Here is an 18,827-nt window from a genome sequence, read left to right as displayed (position 1 = left end):
GCGTCGCGGCAGTGTTCCTATGCCGCTACGGGTTCATACCGTCGCCTAATGAACTTTCGGCCAGCCCCGAAGGGCGATATCCGCGACCGCTTGCAATTGCTTTTTGGTCGCTCCATCAGCCGACAATATCGCCATTCCGTATATCAGCGCGGAAAGGTACCGGGCGAGATCCGCGGGTTGCGCGCTGGCCTGCAACTCGCCTTCGGCCTGTGCGCGCTGCAGTCGTTTTAAAATGCCCGCCTCCCCGCGGCGACGCCGAGCGGCCAGATCACCCCTGACCGCCTGCGATATCGGGCTGACAGACAGCGCTCCTTGAACACCCAGACAACCTTGCGGATTGCGGCTGTCTCCGTGCAGCTCGACAGGCCCGGTCATCAGCAGCCTGATTGCGTCCTCAAGCGCCGTGGCTTGCTGGGCCGCACGCCTGTAAGCGCCGGCCTGGCTCTCATAGCGATCCATGACGCGCTGGAACAAGGCCTCCTTGCTGCCGAAGGCGGCGTAGAGGCTGGCGCGGGTGATGCCGAGCGCTTCAGTGAGGTCGGCAATTGAAGTCCCCTCATAGCCATGGCGCCAGAAGAGTTGCACCGCACGGTCGAGCGCCTGGTCGATATCGAACTCGCGTGGTCTTCCCGCTCCCATGTCAGCCTCCTACTCAGCGTCTTCATAATAGTGCTTGCTTAATGTAGAACGATCATTCTACATTTCATCATCCGTAGTTGGAAATGGTGGAGGGAAAGATGCTCGGCAAGGCGTTGGCGCTCTCGTTGTTCCTGGCGATAACAGCGCCGATGACTGCTCGCGCGGAAGGCGGCACCTTTCCGGGTTTCCACACTGAAATGGTGGCCGCGAACGGGGCCAAAATCTATGCGCGCATCGGCGGATCGGGGCCGGCCGTGGTGCTGATACACGGATTTGGCGACACCGGCGACATGTGGAAGCCGCTGGCTCTCGGCCTTTCCAAGGATCATACCGTCATCGTTCCCGATCTGCGCGGCATGGGGCTTTCGTCGATCCCGGAGAGCGGCTACGAAAAATGGAACCAGGCCGCCGACATCCGGGCCGTGCTCGATCATCTGGGCATCGGCAACGCCGATATCATCGGACACGACATCGGCACGATGGTCGCCTACGCCTATGCGGCCCGCTATCCTGAAAAGACGGACAAGCTTGTCGTCATGGACGCGCCGGTGCCGGGCATTCCGCCCTGGAACGATATCGTGCGCGATCCAAGGCTGTGGCATTTCGACTTAGGCGGTCCCGACATGGAGCGCCTCGTGCGCGGCCGCGAACGCATCTATCTCGACAGGTTCTGGAACGACTTCGCGGGCACGCCGGCGAAAATCGACGAGGCGACCCGCCGGCACTACGCGAAACTCTATGCAAGGCCCGGCGCCATGCACGCCGCCTTCGCCCAGTTCCGGTCGATCCGCAAGGACGCCATCGACAACCAGGCCACCCTGGTTAGGAAATTGCCGATGCCCGTGCTCGCCATCGGCGGCGCGAAATCCTTCGGCGAGACGGAGGCGGTCGTGATGCGCAACGCCGCCACCAATGTGACCGAAGTCGTCATCCCCGAGTCCGGGCACTGGCTGATGGAAGAGGCTCCCGGACCGACAATCAGCGCCGTGCAGGAATTTTTGAAGCACAACTGATCGGCGGCCTGTCGAGGAACCCGATGGGCTTCACCAGGACCAACCTTGTTCCGATGTGGAAGATGGCCGCGATGACGTTATTCGCTTTTGGCCGTCGAGAAAGCGATGCCTAAAAGAAGCCCGCGAGGTTTCGTAGTCCTCCGCGTGTAGATGGGCCATTGAGGCGGCCGTTCGAACAATTTCGAGGCTTTCGGCCGGCGATCTGTTAACAATCATGCAATATGGCACAGATATTGCCGGTCCGAAGCAGCCTGCGAAGTGAGCTGTTACAATGCGCCACACACACGACGAGGCATTACAACTCGTCATTCACAATGACGACCAGACGCCGTGGGCGTTTGTGGTCGACCTCATATGCTCGGTGTTCAGCCGATCGGAGGCGGAGGCCGAAGCCTTGACCGCGACGGTATCGCAACAGGGAAAGGCCGTGTGCGGCAGCTATCCATCCGCTGTCGCGAAGGCGATGCTGGAGACGGCTGAGCAGCGCATCAAGGCGGCCGGTCATCCGCTTCGCATCACCGCGGCTCCCGGCGAAACCGATGCCGTAGCCGCCACCGGCCGGCCGACACGGGTTTCGCTTCGCGTCACCGCGACTTCCGGCGGAGCCGCGCCCGCCATCGGCTATCCAACACAGGATTCACGCGACAGGAAGTTCAAATACGCCCACGAGGCAATCGCCTGGCATTTTTCGGGGCTGGCGCATGACGAGATCATCGCTACCTCGCGGCAGTTTCCCGGCCATATGCGCGCCGACGTGCAGGTGGCGCTCGACAAATTGTTCTCGGCCTCGCCCATTCGCTTCTTCGGCCTATACGAGCAGCACCGCTATGAGACGCTGACCTATGCCGCGTTGACAAAGGACGGACAATACGCCGTCACCATCTCGGCGGCGCAATTCCAGGAGGTCGACATCGGCGAAAGCGAGCCGGTCAAGTGCCTCAACAACGGCTTATGGCTCAACCGCGACGGCGACCTGCATTACGCGGTGGTGCTGTCCTTTCACCGCGAATATGGCCGCGAAGCCGGAACCTGCGTCGAGATCGCCGTGCCAGCGGGCGAGGCCGGCGTGGCGCTGGTGGACCGCTGCTTTGCGCAGTTGGAGGCTGCCATCAACGCCGCACGCTCCTATCGCGGCAAGGTCCTCTCGCTCGAAACGGAAGGCGACTATCAGGGCCGCTCCAAAGGCGTGATGGTGCATCGGCTGCCGCAGGTTCAGCGCGACGCGGTCATCCTGCCGGAACAGACTTTGAGGCTTCTCGACCGCAACGTGATCCGGTTCATCGAAAGCCGGGAGGCGCTGCGGCGGCTTGGGCAATCCACCCGCAAGGGCATCCTACTCTACGGCCCTCCGGGCACCGGGAAGACGCACACTATCCGCTACCTCGCCGCCAATCTCCCCGGCCACACGACCCTGATCATAACGGCGGGACAGATGGGTCTTCTGTCGCAATACATGACCCTGGCGCGCCTGCTGCAGCCGACCACGGTGGTGATCGAGGACGTGGATCTCATCGCCCGCGACCGCGAGACCATGGGCAGTCCATGTGAAGAATCCCTGCTCAACACGCTGCTCAACGAGATGGACGGATTGAAGGACAATGCCGACATCCTGTTCGTGCTGACCACCAATCGGCCCGAGCAGCTGGAAGGGGCGCTCACAGGGCGCCCGGGACGCATCGACCAGGCTATCGAGGTGCCGCTGCCGGATGACACCTGCCGGGAAAAGCTGGTACGCCTCTATGGCGGCGGGCTGAAACTTTCCGACGGGATCGTGAGCGAGGCGGTGGCGCGCACGAAAGGCGTCAGCGCGGCTTTCATCAAAGAACTGATGCGCCGCGCCGCGCAGGCCAGCATCATGCAGGGCGACGGAGAAGCCGTGACCTCCCAGGATCTCGCCGAGGCGCTGGACGACATGCTGTTCACCGGCGGCCGGCTCAATGTCAGGCTGCTTGGCGGAGCAACCGAGGAGATTTCCGGCTACTGAGTCGGTGTCGAATTGTGAGCGGGTAACGTCGACCGTCCGTTGCCCGGCATGATGACGTGGCGATTGCAGAGCGAGGCGCGGCGCCCCCGGAGGCGACGAGCTCGGCAATCGCATTTCGGTCCGAGCCGAGCCATGCTAGGATTTTGACGACAGGTCCGGACCGCAGACCCGAGAAGCTCGATGCGCAAGCAGGTAGCAGGCCGGCCGTAGCGGCCGCCGGCAGATCCGGTGGGGCAAAAGATGGCAGGGGGCAGTTCGGCCATACCGCCAAGGCTGGAGCTGGCCTGCACGCAGCGCCGGAACGCCGGCCGTCGCGGGCCGGGCGAAAGCAGGCCTTTCCGCACGATCCGACCGATGCGCCGGCCGGCACTCCCGTCGCACCGGACCCGATCGTGATGCGCAGCCGCTGGACCATCCTTTCCGTTCTCTTCGTCGCCCGCACCGCGATGGCGGTACAATTCCAGAGCGTTGCGGCCATTGCGCCGGAACTGGGCAAGGCGCTTGATGCGAACCTCGCCGACATCGGTGTGCTCATCGGCCTGTATTTCGCCCCAGGCGTTGCGCTGGCACTTCCCGGCGGCGCGATCGGCAGGCGCTTCGGCGACAAGGCAAGCGTGCTCGCCGGCCTGGTGATGATGCTGGCCGGCGAGATGCTGCTTTTCGTCTCGGCCTCATGGAGCGTGCAGATCGCGGGACGGCTGATCTCCGGGGTCGGAGGCGTGTTGCTGAACGTGCTGATGACCAAGATGGTCGTCGACTGGTTCGCGGGACAGCGGATTGCCACGGCCATGGCGATCTTCATCAATTCATGGCCGCTGGGCATCGCCCTCACACTCGCCGGGCTGCCGCTGATACAGGCGCAATTCGGCATAGCGGGGACGCAGATCGCGGTGATGGCGCTCATCGTCGCGGCGCTTGCGCTGGTGGGGTTCCTGTACCAGCCACCCGGACCCGCCGCCGCTCCGGCTTCAGCGGAAGGCTCGCGGCTTGCGAAGCCGGCCGTCTGGGCCGTGCTGCTGGCGGGCCTGATCTGGGCCTTCTACAATATCGGCTTCGCGATGATCTTCAGTTTCGCGCCGTCGATGCTGGTCGAGCGCGGCTGGTCGACGGCCGCCGCCGGCTCGGCCGTCAGCATCGTGCTGTGGCTCGCGGCGCTTTCTCCCCTCGGAGGCTACCTCGCGGACCAGACCAGGAGCCGCAACGCCATGCTGGCGACAAGCTGTCTCGCTTTCGCGGCCTTGGTCCTCTTGCTGTGGCGCGGTTCAGCGGTGCTGCCCACCTTGGTTGTGCTTGGCCTGGTCTGCGGGCTGCCGGCCGGAGCGATCATGAGCCTGCCGGCGCGGGCGCTGGCGCCGGCGACACGCGCGCTGGGAATGGGGCTCTTCTACACGGTGTACTACGCCACGATGCTGATCGCGCCCTGGCTCGGAGGCAAGCTTGCGCTCTGGACGGGCAGCGCCGGCGCGGCCCTCGGCCTCGGCGCGGCGGCTCTTGTGGCCTGCCCGGTCCTTTTGTGGGGGTTCGAACGCCGGCTGCTCGTGCAAGCCCGAACGGCACCGCAGGCGGGCTGAGTTTTTTCGACGGACCTCGCCGCGCCCGACATGGCGTGATCACGCAGGAATATAGGCCAGCCTGATCACATCCTCATCGATCCGATCACTGGCGATAAGCCGGAGCGGCGGCCGGGGCCCGGCGAAATAAGGCTTGCCGCGGCCAAGCACGACCGGATGCAGGTAGATCCGATATTCGTCGATCAAGCCGAGGTCGGTGAGGCTTCGCGCCAGATCCGGGCCGGCAACGGCGATCTCGCCGTCGCGCTCGGCCTTCAGCTTGCGCATCGCGCCCTCAAGGTCATTTCCGACCAGGCTGGCATTGGGGCCGACCGATTGCAACGTGCGCGAGACGACCCATTTCGGCTGGTTCCGCCACGCCGCCGCGAAGGCCTGTCGATCGGCATCCCATTCAGGATGTTCGTCGTCCCAGTAACGCATGGTCTCATACATGCGGCGGCCGTAGACGCTGCCGGCCTTGCGCCGCACATCTTCGATGAAATGGCGGAAGAGCGTGGGGCTTGGCCCAAACTCCGTATGATCGACGTAGCCGTCCAGCGACTGGTTCATTCCAAACACGAGCCTGGCCATCGCCTGTCCTCGCATGGCATTCGCACGATCTGATTGCGTTGTGCGATCGGTTCAGGTTAGGCCGACTGGTTTTGTTTTGCAATTGGTTTTTGGCGCGTGCATGAACGCAGCACGGGGGCGCGGGCCAGGTCCGCCCGCCCACCTATCGAGTTCCCCGGCACGAAATTCAGGCGACCACTGCCGGGCCCGGCGAAACGATAACTCTGCTTCAGGACTTGCTCCTGCTGGTGAGCACTAACACCTCCTCATAACCCATAACGGGCCAGCCGGGCGACGTCTCTCTATGTGTCGAAGCAGCCAAGCTTCCAGCAAGGAACAATGACGTGACCGCACAGGCAAAACGGCTCTACACCGGCAAAGTCCGCACTACCGGTGGTCGGGATGGGGCGTCCCGCAGCTCCGACGGGAGGCTAGATATCCGGCTATCGACACCCGGAGGTCCCGGCAGTGGCACCAATCCCGAGCAGCTGTTTGCGGCCGGCTGGTCGGCCTGCTTCGAGGGAGCGATGGCGATCGCCGCCCGCAAGATGAATGTCGTGCTGCCTGCCGGCACAGCAATCGACGCTGAGGTGGATCTGAACGTTGATGAAGGTGCATACTTCCTCAACGCGCGCCTCAATGTAAGCCTGCCGGGTCTCGACCCCAACGTCGCGCGAGCGGTCGTCGACGCGGCCCATCAGACCTGTCCCTATTCGAAGGCCACACGCGGCAACATCGAGGTCGAAATCAGCCTGATCTAGCCCGGTCCCGACTGTCGGTCGGACCTGACCAAACCTCACAGCAAGGCGGTGCACCCATGAATGCATTCAGAACTCCGGAAGACATCGACCATTCCCGCCGGCGCCTGTTCGGCATCGCCGCCGCGACCTTGGCGGCTGCGCAACTCGGCGCGATCAGTGGTGCGGGTGCAGAAGGCGGCGATCCGAAAACCACCGCCCAAGGCTCCATAAAGCCGCGGACTTCATTTGCATCGCTGAAGCAAATCGACGCGGGCCTGCTGAACGTTGGATATGCCGAGGACGGCCCTTCGGACGGGCCTCCAGTCATCCTTCTGCATGGCTGGCCCTATGACATCTACAGCTATGTCGACGTCGTACCGCTGCTTGCGGATGCAGGTTACCGCGTGATCGTGCCCTATCTGCGCGGGTACGGGACGACGCGCTTCCTGTCGGACGCCACTGTCCGAAACGGCCAGCAGGCGGCGGTCGCCGTCGACATCATCGCCTTGATGGATGCCCTCGGGATCCAGAAGGCGGTCGTCGCGGGCTACGATTGGGGGGCGCGGACCGCCAATATCGTTGCCGCGCTCTGGCCGGAGCGCTGCAAGGCCATGGTGTCTGTCAGTGGATATCTGATCGGCAGCCAGGCCGCCAACGTGGCGCCGCTGCCGCCGCAGGCCGAGCTCCAATGGTGGTATCAGTTCTATTTTGCCACCGAGCGCGGCCGTGCAGGCTATGCGAAAAACACGGACGACTTCGCCAAGCTGATCTGGCGGCTCGCGTCGCCGCAATGGAAGTTCGACGACGCCACTTTCGCGCGCAGCGCGGCAGCCTTCGCCAATCCGGACCATGTCGACATCGTCATCCACAATTACCGTTGGCGTCTCGGCCTCGCCGCAGGCGAACCCAAATATGACGAGATGGAGAAGAAGCTCGCCACCTTTCCGATGATCGGCGTTCCCACGATCACGATGGAAGGCGATGCCAACGGCGCGCCGCATCCGGACCCCGGCGCCTACGCCAAGAAATTTTCCGGCAAATACGAGCACCGGCTGATCACGGGCGGCATCGGCCACAACCTGCCGCAGGAAGCCCCCCAGGCTTTCGCTCAGGCAGTCATCGACGTCGACCGGCTCTGAGCGCTCGGCAGAAGGAAGATTGCGATGAGACGCTTTGGTATCGTCTTGGCCGGACTGACAACGTTATTGGCTGCAGGGGCGTGCGCTATGCGTGAAGCCGGCGCGGGTTCGGACACGACCAATGCCTCCCCGATCTACGGCGTGACGATCCCCGCGGGCTACCGGAGTTGGGAACTGGTCGCCCCGGCGTTGGAAGCGGCCCCCTTGAACGAGCTTCGCGCAGTCGTCGCGAACAGGGTTGCGATCGAAGCATATCAGGCTGGCAGGCTGCCGTTCCCGGACGGCACCGTCCTCGTCAAGCTCGCGTGGAAACGGGCGCAATCGGCCGAATTCGAACCCGCTTCCGTTCCCGGCGCGGCGACGACGGTCTAGGTCATGGTCAAGGATTCGAAGAAATACGCGGCTACGGGCGGATAGGGCTTCGGCAGGTTCGTCGATGGCAAGCCGGTCGATGAAGCTCAGCACCAGACCTGCTTCTCTTGCCATGAGGAGCGCGTCCAGGGTCGCGATTATTTCTTCACGCGGCTTGCGCCGTAGTTCAATCATGAACACGTTCAGACGAAGACACTCACGAAGGACATTCAGATGAAAATACTGCTTGCAGCCTTGGCGATCGCCAGCGCCTTTTTCGGCAATGCGTACGCGCAGGGTGACAAACCCACCATAGTCCTGGTTCACGGCGCGTTCGCGGACTCGTCGAGCTGGAACGGCGTCGTCAAAATCCTGGAGAAGGATGGCTATCCGGTCGTGGCTGTCGCCAATCCGTTGCGTGGCGTCAAAAATGACGCCGGCTACGTCGCCGACGTCCTTGGCTCCATCAAGTCGCCTGTCGTCCTGGTTGGGCATTCCTACGGCGGCTCGGTCATCAGCGAGGCGGCCGACGGCCATGCGACCGTCAAGGCGCTGGTCTATGTCGCGGCCTTCGCGCCGGATGCGGGCGAATCAGCCGCGCAGCTCGCCGGCAAATTCCCCGGCAGCTCGCTCGGTCCGACCCTCGCGCCGCCGGTCACCCTGTCAAGCGGTGGGAAGGACCTCTACATTCAGCAGGACAAGTTCCACGAGCAGTTCGCCGCCGACGTCCCCAAAGCCGAAGCCAGGCTTATGGCCGCGGCGCAGAGGCCCATCGAGGAAGCCGCGCTGAACGAAGTCCAAACTGGAGCGGCGTGGAAGAAGGTGCCGAGCTGGTTCATCTACGGAGACGGCGACAAGAACATACCAGCCGAGGCCTTGGCATTCATGGCTGCCCGGGCCCACTCACAGGGTACCGTGGTGATCAAGGGCGCCTCGCATGTGGTAATGGTGTCGCACCCTGGGCCGGTGGCGCGGCTGATCGAGAGGGCCGCTGCGAAGGCATCACAGTGAAAGCGGTCGCAATGACCGCGCAAGGCAGACCGTGATTGAACCTTGCCGAGTTGCCCGGGCCTGGTGGCCCGGGCGAGGTGCTTGTCGAGGCCGCTGATGCAGACGCCAATTTCATGGGTACGGGCGTGCGGCGCGGACCTGTTTGGCGCCGACATCCCGCGCAGGAGGGGCGGCTAGATCCGAGCGCCGCCTGTGGCGTCGATGGACTGCCCTGTCGTCCACCGTGCGTCGTTCGACGCGACGAAGGTGATGACGTCGGCAACGTCGGCGGGCTGGCCGACACGTGAAAACACCGACAATGCTTCCGCGCCCACACGCGCATCTGTCGCAAGCCAGTCCGCGTTCATGTCGGTCTCGGTGACGCCGGGCATGACCGAGTTGACGGTTATGCCGCGGCTGGCGAAATCGGGCGCGAGCGCCAGCGTCAGTGTTTCGAGAGCCCCCTTTGACGCCGCATAGGCCGGATGAGTCGGCGCTGCGATGCGTGTGAAGCCGGTGGAAACGTTGATGATGCGGCCGTCGTCTCGGATATCATTCGCCAGCGTCTGGATCAGGAAGAACGGCGCCTTGAAGTTGATGGTCATGAGGTCATCGAACGTGGCCTCGCTGGTCTGTGCTAACGGCGTTGCCACCGCGATGCCGGCATTGTTGACGAGGATGTCGAGGCCGGCTTTGCCAGTCGCGGCCAGGGCCGCTGCCCTAAACGTTCCGGCAATGCTGTCGGCAGCCGCCTTCGCGTCGCGCAAATCCGCGCCGATGGCGACGGCTCGCGTCCCCAGCGCCTCGATATCCCGCACCGTAGCGTCCGCGGCTTCCTTATTGCTGGCGTAGTGCACGCCGATGAGCGCGGCACCTTCCTTGGCGAAGGCGAGCGCAACTGCTCGCCCGATGCCGCGCGATCCGCCGGTTACGAGCGCGACCTTGTTCGAGAGACGTCCGGACATCTGCAACTCCATTGCGATTTTTAATAGCGATCGATATATTAATCGAAGTCGATAGCTGTCAACAGATTTTATAGGGATCGATATATAAATGACGAAAAAACGGGGCAGGCCGAGGACCCTGGATCGCAATGTCGGGCTTGACGTCGCGGCGCGACTGTTCTGGGAACACGGCTATGAAGGAACATCGATCGCCGACTTGACGGCGGCCATGGGCGTGACCCCGCCGTCGCTCTATGCGACGTTCGGCTCCAAGGAGGAGCTCTACAGGCAGGCGCTCGATCATGCCACCGAGCGGGAGAGCAAGGCCCGGATGGACGCGCTGCAGAGCGATATGAGCGCTTACGAGGCTTTGTCCTTCTACCTGCACGACGTCGCGACCGGCATCTCGCGTCCCGGCGATCCGCGCGGATGCATCGTCTCGACAGCGGTTGTTCAATGCGCGGCGGAAAACGAGACGGTCGCGAAATCCGTAACTGCAAGGCGCGAGGCTGCAATCAAAGCCATACGCGAACGTTTCGACAGGGCAGTCAGCGAAGGGGAACTTGCCGCCGGCGCCGACACGGATTCGCTTGCACGATTCTACGGAGCTTTCGTGCAAGGAATGTCGGTGCAAGCCTGTGACGGTGCTTGTACCGAAAGGCTAAGACGTCTGGTCGACATCGCGCTTTCAGCCTGGCCGGGAAGCCGTTGATAGAAGTCGTTGAACGCGTCAAAGCGCCTTGGCGGACTTTCCGGGCCGACCTATCACTGAAATATTGGCGCGCCCGAAGAGATTCGAACTCCTGACCCCCAGATTCGTAGTCTGGTGCTCTATCCAGCTGAGCTACGGGCGCGCAACAGGCCGTGTCTGACACAAGCCCCGCGATCCGGTCGAGACGGCCGGCCGCGATGTGGAGTGTTCCCTAACGACTGAATTTGAGAATTGCAAGCCGATCCGGCAAAAGTTTTGTCGCAGGTACTTTCGTCCCTGCCGAGGCGTATCGCGATTGCAGGCCGGCCTCACCTGAATCTCGGTGCACCTCAGGCGGGGCGGCGCAGGCCATTGCGCGCCTGGTCGAGCCGGACCGGCTGGTCGGGAATGGTGACGGCGAAGACGGTGCGGCCGCCGATCGATTCGACCAGCTCGACCGCGCCGCCATGGGCGCGGATCAATTCATGCGCGATCGCCAGGCCAAGGCCGGTGCCGCCGCTGCGCGCCGAGCCGCGGAAGGCGGCGAACAGGTTCTCGCGCGCCTTGGGCGGCAGGCCGGGGCCGGTGTCGGTGACGGTGATGCGGCTGACGCTGCCATGGCGCTCGGCCGCGACGGCCAGCCGGCGCACCACCGTCCTCTCCGTATCGGCGGCCATCGCCTGAATGGAGTTGCGGCACAGATTGGTGAGCACGCGGAAGAGATGGTCGGAATCGGCATCCACCTCGAAGGCATGCTCGACGCCGTTTATGAACTCGATGCCTTCCTCGATATCGAGCAGGCCGTGCACGTCGTCGACCAGCTGGCGCAGCCGCAGACGCCGGCGCGACGGCGCCGGCTCCTGCGTGCGGCCATAATGAAGCACGCCTTCGGAATAGGACACGGCGCGGTCGAGCGCGCGCAAAAGCTTTGGCGCGAAGGACTGCACGGTCGGGTCCTTCACCTGGCGCAGGCGGTCCGACATGAGCTGCGCGGAAGCCAGGATGTTGCGCATGTCGTGATTGATCTTCGACACGGCCAAGCCGAGGTCGGCGAGGTGCTTCTGCTCGGCCAGCATCTTCTGCAGCCGATCCTGCATCTGCGCCAGCTCGCGCTCGGCGACGCCGATCTCGTCGGAGCGCTCGGTCGGACAGATTATCCGCCCGGGATCGTCTGGCGCCTCGGAGAAGGACAGGATCGAGCGCGTCATGGTGCGGATCGGCCCGATCATGATCAGGTCGATCGCCGCATAGACGAGCATTGCGGTGAAGAGCGAGATGAGCAGCGAGACGACGGCGACATTGCGCGAGTATCTCAGCATGGCGTCGCGCAGACGGTAATCCGGCATGATCAGCTCGAATTCCTTGTCGCTGTCGCCGACCGGGCCGAAGACGCGCAGCATGCGCTTGCCGCCGAAGAACAGCGTGTCGAGCGCGCCGGTCATGCCGTTGACCAGGCCGACATTGGCGATGTCGATATGCTCGTCGACCTGCGGCGGCATGTCGGAAACGACGAGCAGCCGCGACACCCCGCCGTCGCGCACGGCAATCGCCTTGGCGCCGATCGCCATCAGCACGTCGTTCTGGGCGTTGTGCGACAGCGAGTTGGGCTCGCCCTGCAACAAAACGATCGACACGGCGGCGGCGGTGCTCAACCGCTCTTTCAGCCAGTTGACCCGATAGCTGGCGATCCAGGGCAGGAAGATCAGGATTTCGGCCAGGAGCACGAAGGCGATGGTGAGAAGGAGAAGCTTGGTCGACAGGCCGCGCGACAGCGGCACCCGGCGCGTCGGATTTGCCGCCGCCGGGGTTGCCTTTTCATCCGTGGACAGGACTTCACTCGTCATGACGCGGTCTTCACGAAGCCTTGATGGGTAAGATTATGCGATTTGCGGCTTTTTTGCCAATTTCAACCTTGGTCCAGCGAAAAAATGCCCGGAGACCACGGCGGATTGACTTCCAAAAACCTTCTTTCTATAAGCCCGCTCACGCTCGGGCCATTCGTCCCGGCGCGGTTTCGATCGCGCCTAAGCCGGCCCGGCAAAGCTCCTGTTACAGTGTGACAGAATCAAGAAGGGCCGCACCCCGCGGTATTAAAACAAATGAAGCGTACCTACCAACCGTCCAAGCTCGTCCGTAAGCGCCGGCATGGTTTCCGTGCCCGCATGGCCACCAAGGGTGGCCGTGGCGTCGTTGCTGCCCGCCGCAATCGCGGCCGCAAGCGGCTCAGCGCCTGAACGAAAGACGAGATCGTTGCCCGCAACCGGCAAGCCAAAGGGGAAAACTCCCGGGCGGCTTCTGAAACGCGCGGACTTCCTGGCTGTGCGCGGCGGCAAGAAACGCCGCGGACGGCTTTTTCTCGTTGAAGTTCTCGACCGCGGCGACGACCTTGCGCCGCGCGTCGGCTACACCGTCACCAAGAAGGTCGGCAACGCCGTGGTGCGCAACCGCGTCCGGCGGCGGCTGAGGGAAGCCGTGCGCGTTCACGCCGCCGATGACATGGCGCCCGGCAATGACTATGTCATCGTCGGGCGTGAAGACGTGCTCGCCACTCCATTCGGCCAGTTGAAGGCCGAGCTTTCCCGCCGGCTACGCGGCGCACGATAGGCCAAGGGCTTTCGATGGAAAACAACCGCAATTTCTTCATCACCATCGCGCTGTCGGTGCTGATCCTGACGCTCTGGCAGGTGTTCTACATGAACCCGAAGATGGAGCAGCAGCGCGAGCAGGCCCGCATCGAGCAGCAGCGCGTCGAGGCGCAGAAGAAGGAAGCGGGCGGGGGCGCCAACTCCGGCGCGGCCGGAACGCCGGCCCCGGCGGCCGGCAGCGTTCCCGGCGCACCTGGCGGTGAAACGGTGACCGCCGCCAGCCGCGACCAGGCCATTGCCGCGACCAAGCGCGTCAAGATCGACACGCCCAGCCTCGCGGGCTCGATCAACCTGACCGGCGCGCGCCTCGACGACCTGAAGCTCAAGCACTATACCGAGACGGTCGACAAGAACTCGCCCGAGATCGAGCTGCTCAACCCCTCATCGCTGCCCAATGGCTATTTCGCCGAGATCGGCTTTGTCGGTAACGATGCGACCGGCGCGGTGCCGGGCGCGGATACGGTGTGGAGGGTCGAGGGCAATCCGACGCTGACGCCCTCGACGCCGGTGACGCTGACCTTCACCAATGACAAGGGCCTGACCTTCAAGCGCACCATCTCGGTCGACAACGAATATATGTTCACCGTTTCCGACACGGTGCAGAACTCGGGAACGGCCGCCGTCTCGCTCTACAATTACGGGCGCGTCACCCGTTTCGACAAGCCGCCCGTCGCCAGCACCTATGTGCTGCATGAGGGTCTGATCGGCGTGACCGGCAGCGAAGGGCTGGCGCAGTACAAATACGCAGCCATCGAGAAGGACAAGGAAGTCAAGCCCGGCAAATCCACCGATGGCTGGCTCGGCATCACCGACAAATACTGGGCCGTGACGCTTATCCCGACGGAGAAGCAGCCCTTCCAGCCGAAATTCTCCTATTTCGAGTTCAAGGACGGGCCGCACAGCCACAGCTATCAGTCCGATTTCCTGTCCGACGCGATCAGCGTCGCGCCCGGCCAGTCGACGACGATCGAGTCTGAAATCTTCGCCGGCGCGAAGGAAGTCGCCAAGATCAACGCCTACGAGGCCGACCGTCACATTCGCCAGTTCAACCTGTTGATCGACTGGGGCTGGTTCTATTTCATCACCAAGCCGATGTTCTGGCTTATCGACACGCTCTACAAATTCTTCGGCAATTTCGGCCTGGCGATCCTCGCCACGACCGTCATCGTCAAGGCTCTATTCTTCCCGCTGGCGAACAAGTCCTACGCCTCGATGGCGAACATGAAGAAGGTGCAGCCGAAGATGGTCGAGATCCGCGAGAAATACGCGGACGACAAGATGAAACAGCAGCAGGCGATGATGGAGCTCTACAAGACCGAGAAGATCAATCCGCTCGCCGGCTGCTGGCCGGTGGCGTTGCAGATCCCGGTCTTCTTCTCGCTCTACAAGGTGCTCTACATCACCATCGAGATGCGGCACGCGCCGTTCTTCGGCTGGATCCACGACCTCGCGGCGCCCGATCCGACGTCGATCTTCAACCTGTTCGGCCTGCTGCCCTTCGCAGCGCCCGCCTTCCTGCCGCATATGGGCGCCTGGGCGGTGGTGATGGGCATCACCATGTTCCTGCAGATGCGCATGAACCCGGCGCCGCCGGACCCGACGCAGGCCGCGATCTTCACCTGGATGCCGGTGATCTTCACCTTCATGATGGGCTCGTTCCCGGCCGGCCTCGTCATCTACTGGGCCTGGAACAACACGCTGTCGATCCTGCAGCAGGGCGTGATCATGAAGCGCCAGGGCGCCAAGATCGAATTGTGGGACAATCTGGCGGCGATGTTCCGCAAGAAACCATCGCCGGCGGAATAGCCTGAACCCGGCCTTCCAAAGCGAACCCCGGCCGTTGGTCGGGGTTTTGTTGGAGATGCCGACGGAGCCAACTCTCGCGATTGGCCGTGCCCGTCTCCGGTCGTCATTCCAGGGCGGAGCAAGGAGCGGAGCGACGCGCGCAGACCCTGGAATCCATGCCGTGACGCTAAGGCGTTGCCTCGCTTCAGAATTCTGCACCGTCACACTCTACGGCAAGGGTCACGGCATGGATACTCGGGTCAAGCCCGAGTATGACGACGTCATGAGGGTTTCGGCCAATCTCCAACGTCGGCGCCATTTGAGGCAAGGCGATCGGGATGGCTTTGGAGTTCAGATAACCGGCATGCCTTGATCGCCGTCATCCCCAGGCTTGTCCCAAGGATCTACCGGCCTCCCCGAACTGAACGCGCCACACCCGCGTGCGGCGGCGGATCCTCGGGACAAGCCCGAGGATGACGGCGTTGCGTTGGCCTTCGCCGATAAACCCATACGTGATTGCCCGCTCGATCCACCGGGGGCGGGACTTTCGGGTAAATTATCGGGAGTTCCTGAAACTCCGCCCGCACCCGCTTCCTATGATTCCAGTCCTCCCCAAAAAGGCCGGACGGCTTCCGGCGCAGCGACGCCGGTGTTTGGGAGGTCGTCCGACAGGCCGGGGTCCCGAGGGCGGCGGGATCCCGGTCCTCTATTCCATGGCCGCGCTGTGATCGACCTTGGCCGGCGTGGACGGCTTGCGCAGCAGAAGCACCAGCGGGATCGCGGCCAGAGACAGGATCATCATCAGCTTGAAGTCGTCGATATAGGAGATGATCGTCGCCTGCAGCGTGACGAGGCCGTCGAGCGCGGCGCGGCCGGCGGCGGTGTAAGGGCTCAGCGCCTGTGAGATCGCCGGGTCGCCGAAGGCCGGATTGTAGGGCGTCACATAGGTGGCGATGTTGGCGTGGTTGATCTGCTGGTTCTGCGTCAGCAGCGCCGAGACCACCGAGATGCCGACGCTGGAGCCGATGTTGCGCGACAGATTGTAGAGGCCGGTGCCTTCCGCGCGCCGCTCCGGCGCCAGCGTGGCGAAGGTGATGGTGGTGAGCGGCACGAACAGGAAGCCGAGGCCTGCACCCTGGATGAAGCCGGTGCTGATGATCGTCCATTGCGAGACGGCCGGCGTCCAGCCGGTCATGTCGTACATCGCCCAGGCGGTGATGGCGAGGCCGATGAACAGCAGCCAGCGTGTGTCCACCTTGCCGACCAGGCGGCCGACCACGAACATGCAGGCCATGGTGCCGAGGCCGCGAGGCCCCATGACGATGCCGGCGGTGACCACCGGGTAGCCCATCAGCGTCTGCAGATAGGGCGTCATCAGCGCCAGCGAGGCGAGATAGGTGATGCCGATGATGAAGATGAAGATCATGCCGACGGCGAAGTTGCGGTCGAGGAACAGCCGTGGGTTCACGAAAGTGTCGCGCGCGGTGAAGGTGTGGACGATGAAGATGTAGAAGGCCGACGCGCAGACCAAGGCCTCGACGACGATCTCGGCCGAGGAGAACCAGTTGAGCTGCTCGCCGCGGTCGAGAAACATCTGCAGCGCGGCGATGGCGACGCTGAGCATGCCGAAGCCCAGCCAGTCGAGCCTTGCCTTGAGGTCGAGCTTGGTTTCCTGGACGAACATCGAGACGCCGATAAAGGCCAGCGCGCCGATCGGCACGTTGATGTAGAAGACCCAACGCCAGGAGACATTCTCGGTCAGCCAGCCGCCGATGACCGGCCCGAGCACCGGGCCGACCATGACCGAGACGCCGAACAGCGCCATGGCCGAGCCGCGCTCCTCGGCGCTGTAGATGTCGAGCAGGATCGACTGCGACAGCGGCACGAGTGCTGCGCCGAACAGGCCCTGCAGCAGGCGGAAGCCGACGATCTGCGGCAGCGACTGCGCGAAGCCGCACAGCACGGAAGCGACGACGAAGCCGGTGATCGCCACCAGAAGAATGCGCTTGCGGCCGAAGCGATTGGCGAGGTAGCCGGACGGCGGCGTCATCACCGCGGCGGCGACGATATAGGAGGTGAGCACCCAGTTGATCTGGTCGGCGCTGGCCGAGACGCTGCCCTGGATGTAGGGCAGCGCGACATTGGCGATGGTGGTGTCCAGCGCCTGCATGATGACCGCCAGGATGACGCAGGCGGTGATGGCGCCGCGATTGGCGACCACGGGCGCGCCTGTCGCGGAAGCCGTTGTCATGACTTTGACCCGGATTGCTTGAAGAGGCTGGCGATGAAATCGGGCAGGCCGCGCGCGTGACCGGTGTCGATGTCGACCACAGCGCTCATGCCGCCGCGCAGCGGCGGCTTGCCGTCCGGATCATCGATCGTCACGCGCATCGGGATGCGCTGCACGACCTTCACCCAGTTTCCGCTGGTGTTCTGCGCCGGCAGCAGCGAGAAGCTCGACGACGATGCGGGGCTGATCGAGCCGACGGTGCCGTGCCAGACCTCGCCCGGATAGCCGTCGATGCTGATGGTCGCCTTCTGGCCGGGGCGCACATAGGTGAGCTCGGTTTCCTTCGGCTCGGCGGCGATCCAGATATCGGTCGACGACACCAGGCTGAAGGCCGGCTGCGAGGCCGGCAGGTACTTGCCGACCTGCAGCGCGTCGACATTGGTGACGATGCCGTCGAACGGCGCCCTGACGACGGAATCGTTGAGGTTACGCTGCGCGTCGTCCACCGCCGACTGGGCCTGCAGGTAGAACGGGTTCTGCTCGACCGGCTGGCTGGCGTCGCCGCCGAGTTGGGCAAGCATCGCCTGCGCCTGCGCCTTGGCGACGGTCACCTTCTGGCGGGCCGCGACGAGATCGTGCTGGGCGCTGTCGAAGGTCGCCTTGGAGGCGGTCGAGGTCTTGAGCAGGTCCTGCTGACGCCGGAAGGCCGACTCGTAATAGGGAATGTCTGCCTCGGCCTGGTCGATCGACGCCAGCGACTGCTGGTAGCTCGCCTGCAGCGTCAGCACCTGGTTGCGCACCGTGCCGAGCTGCGCCTTGGCGCCGGCGAGGGCGGTCTCGAAGGAGGCAGGCCGCAGGCGGAAGAGCACGTCGCCCTTCTTGACGGACTGGTTGTCGTGCACGTCGATCTCGTCGACGGTGCCGGAGACGTCGGTCGACACGCCGAGCGACTGCGCCTGGATATAGGCATTGTCGGTGGTCATGATCTGGCCGCCGACGACATAATAGTAGCCGCCGGCCACCAGCGCGACCGGCAGCAGCGCGAACAGGATCGGCCGCGTCAGGCTGCGGCGCGGCCTGGCGGGAGCGGGCGGAGCCACCGTGACGGCAGCCGGCTTCGGCTGCGCCGAGGGAGCCTCCAGCGTCGCCGGCTCCGGCGCCACGGGCGCTTCCAGCTCGTCGTCCTCGACGACAGGCGGATTGTTGCCGCGCCTTTGCTCGCGCTGGCTGTCCAGGCGAATGACCTGGTCGCTTGCTCTTTCACCGACAATGTCTTCGTCGGTGGGCTTTCTGGGTGAGGTTCCTTCAGACATGGACTTTCTCCCGGTCGACGGCCGGCTGGGTACAGGCCTCGAGCAGATTGCAATTGGTCAAGCGTGTTCCGAAAAGGCCCGCGGCGTCGTGCAGCACGACGCTGAGGGTGGGCGAGGTGGACATAGGAGGTCAGCGAGTCGGCGACAACTTTTCGTGAGCATGCTTATTATCATCATGCACATAATCCCGCTGGACGCACAGCGCAAGACCGACTAAGGCGCTTGGTAAAAATATCGCATAGG

At 63.8% G+C, this 18,827-nt stretch carries 16 protein-coding genes, 1 tRNA gene and 1 pseudogene; 11 read left to right on the top strand and 7 right to left on the bottom strand.

Annotated features, from left to right (window positions below; all coding sequences use genetic code 11):
- Positions 1 to 45: 45 nt before the first annotated feature.
- Positions 46 to 585, bottom strand: a complete 540-nt coding sequence (locus tag EN862_RS25710) for a TetR/AcrR family transcriptional regulator (protein ID WP_348632087.1) — start codon at positions 583 to 585, stop codon at positions 46 to 48.
- A gap of 152 nt (positions 586 to 737) precedes the next feature.
- Here EN862_RS25710 and EN862_RS25705 point away from each other — a divergent pair, with 152 nt between their 5' ends.
- From EN862_RS25705 to EN862_RS25695, 3 genes are all read left to right on the top strand, one after another.
- Positions 738 to 1,652: an alpha/beta hydrolase gene (locus tag EN862_RS25705; protein WP_127866301.1), complete on the top strand. Its 915-nt coding sequence runs from the start codon at positions 738 to 740 to the stop codon at positions 1,650 to 1,652.
- A gap of 271 nt (positions 1,653 to 1,923) precedes the next feature.
- Positions 1,924 to 3,636, top strand: coding sequence for an ATP-dependent Clp protease adaptor ClpS (locus EN862_RS25700; RefSeq protein ID WP_127866300.1), 1,713 nt, complete (start codon positions 1,924 to 1,926; stop codon positions 3,634 to 3,636).
- A gap of 395 nt (positions 3,637 to 4,031) precedes the next feature.
- Positions 4,032 to 5,207: an MFS transporter gene (locus tag EN862_RS25695; RefSeq protein ID WP_127866351.1), complete on the top strand. Its 1,176-nt coding sequence runs from the start codon at positions 4,032 to 4,034 to the stop codon at positions 5,205 to 5,207.
- Positions 5,208 to 5,246: 39 nt separating this feature from the next.
- Here EN862_RS25695 and EN862_RS25690 read toward each other — a convergent pair whose 3' ends face one another.
- Complete coding sequence (locus tag EN862_RS25690; RefSeq protein ID WP_127866299.1) at positions 5,247 to 5,777, bottom strand: dihydrofolate reductase family protein; 531 nt, start codon at positions 5,775 to 5,777, stop codon at positions 5,247 to 5,249.
- 323 nt (positions 5,778 to 6,100) lie between these two features.
- Here EN862_RS25690 and EN862_RS25685 point away from each other — a divergent pair, with 323 nt between their 5' ends.
- The 4 genes and pseudogenes from EN862_RS25685 to EN862_RS25670 all read left to right on the top strand — a co-directional run bounded on the left by EN862_RS25685 (position 6,101) and on the right by EN862_RS25670 (position 8,997).
- Entirely contained in the window at positions 6,101 to 6,517 is a 417-nt protein-coding gene (locus tag EN862_RS25685) for an organic hydroperoxide resistance protein (RefSeq protein WP_127866298.1), read from the top strand.
- Positions 6,518 to 6,573: 56 nt separating this feature from the next.
- Complete coding sequence (locus EN862_RS25680; protein ID WP_127866297.1) at positions 6,574 to 7,635, top strand: alpha/beta hydrolase; 1,062 nt, start codon at positions 6,574 to 6,576, stop codon at positions 7,633 to 7,635.
- Positions 7,636 to 7,722: 87 nt separating this feature from the next.
- Positions 7,723 to 8,172 (top strand): annotated as a pseudogene (locus tag EN862_RS25675) (cytochrome P460 family protein).
- A 48-nt stretch (positions 8,173 to 8,220) separates the two neighbouring features.
- Positions 8,221 to 8,997 (top strand): alpha/beta hydrolase, encoded by a 777-nt coding sequence (locus tag EN862_RS25670; RefSeq protein WP_127866296.1) that lies wholly within the window; start codon positions 8,221 to 8,223, stop codon positions 8,995 to 8,997.
- A gap of 173 nt (positions 8,998 to 9,170) precedes the next feature.
- Here EN862_RS25670 and EN862_RS25665 read toward each other — a convergent pair whose 3' ends face one another.
- Positions 9,171 to 9,941 (bottom strand): SDR family NAD(P)-dependent oxidoreductase, encoded by a 771-nt coding sequence (locus tag EN862_RS25665; protein WP_127866295.1) that lies wholly within the window; start codon positions 9,939 to 9,941, stop codon positions 9,171 to 9,173.
- 88 nt (positions 9,942 to 10,029) lie between these two features.
- On the opposite strand from EN862_RS25665, the gene EN862_RS25660 reads away from it, so the two are divergent.
- Positions 10,030 to 10,632 carry a TetR/AcrR family transcriptional regulator gene (locus tag EN862_RS25660; protein ID WP_127866294.1) on the top strand — a complete coding sequence of 201 codons (603 nt, stop codon included), beginning with the start codon at positions 10,030 to 10,032 and terminating at the stop codon, positions 10,630 to 10,632.
- Between the two features lie 65 nt (positions 10,633 to 10,697).
- Here EN862_RS25660 and EN862_RS25655 read toward each other — a convergent pair.
- Together EN862_RS25655 and EN862_RS25650 are read right to left on the bottom strand one after the other, a co-directional pair.
- Positions 10,698 to 10,774: transfer RNA gene (locus EN862_RS25655), tRNA-Arg, on the bottom strand.
- A 187-nt stretch (positions 10,775 to 10,961) separates the two neighbouring features.
- Positions 10,962 to 12,455 (bottom strand): HAMP domain-containing sensor histidine kinase, encoded by a 1,494-nt coding sequence (locus EN862_RS25650; protein ID WP_127866293.1) that lies wholly within the window; start codon positions 12,453 to 12,455, stop codon positions 10,962 to 10,964.
- Positions 12,456 to 12,710: 255 nt separating this feature from the next.
- On the opposite strand from EN862_RS25650, the gene rpmH reads away from it, so the two are divergent.
- From rpmH to yidC, 3 genes are read left to right on the top strand one after another with little or no spacing between them, the layout of a single operon-like run.
- A complete protein-coding gene (gene rpmH / locus EN862_RS25645; protein ID WP_008833937.1) occupies positions 12,711 to 12,845 on the top strand; it encodes a 50S ribosomal protein L34 in 135 nt (44 codons plus the stop codon).
- 16 nt (positions 12,846 to 12,861) lie between these two features.
- Positions 12,862 to 13,215: a ribonuclease P protein component gene (gene rnpA, locus EN862_RS25640; protein ID WP_127866292.1), complete on the top strand. Its 354-nt coding sequence runs from the start codon at positions 12,862 to 12,864 to the stop codon at positions 13,213 to 13,215.
- Between the two features lie 14 nt (positions 13,216 to 13,229).
- Positions 13,230 to 15,062: a membrane protein insertase YidC gene (gene yidC, locus EN862_RS25635; protein ID WP_127866291.1), complete on the top strand. Its 1,833-nt coding sequence runs from the start codon at positions 13,230 to 13,232 to the stop codon at positions 15,060 to 15,062.
- Positions 15,063 to 15,747: 685 nt separating this feature from the next.
- On the opposite strand, the gene EN862_RS25630 is transcribed toward yidC, so the two are convergent.
- Both EN862_RS25630 and EN862_RS25625 read right to left on the bottom strand, forming a co-directional pair.
- The gene (locus EN862_RS25630; protein WP_127866290.1) at positions 15,748 to 17,292 is read right to left on the bottom strand and encodes a DHA2 family efflux MFS transporter permease subunit; all 1,545 of its coding nucleotides are present in this window, start codon (positions 17,290 to 17,292) and stop codon (positions 15,748 to 15,750) included.
- Positions 17,289 to 18,584 (bottom strand): HlyD family secretion protein, encoded by a 1,296-nt coding sequence (locus tag EN862_RS25625; protein ID WP_127866289.1) that lies wholly within the window; start codon positions 18,582 to 18,584, stop codon positions 17,289 to 17,291. The genes EN862_RS25630 and EN862_RS25625 overlap by 4 nt, the downstream gene beginning before the upstream one ends.
- Positions 18,585 to 18,827: the final 243 nt, after the last annotated feature.

Origin of the sequence: Mesorhizobium sp. M2E.F.Ca.ET.219.01.1.1, from assembly GCF_004016445.2 — a bacterium.
Classification (GTDB): Bacteria; Pseudomonadota; Alphaproteobacteria; order Rhizobiales; family Rhizobiaceae; genus Mesorhizobium.
This window is presented reverse-complemented; position numbering and strand designations above follow the sequence as displayed.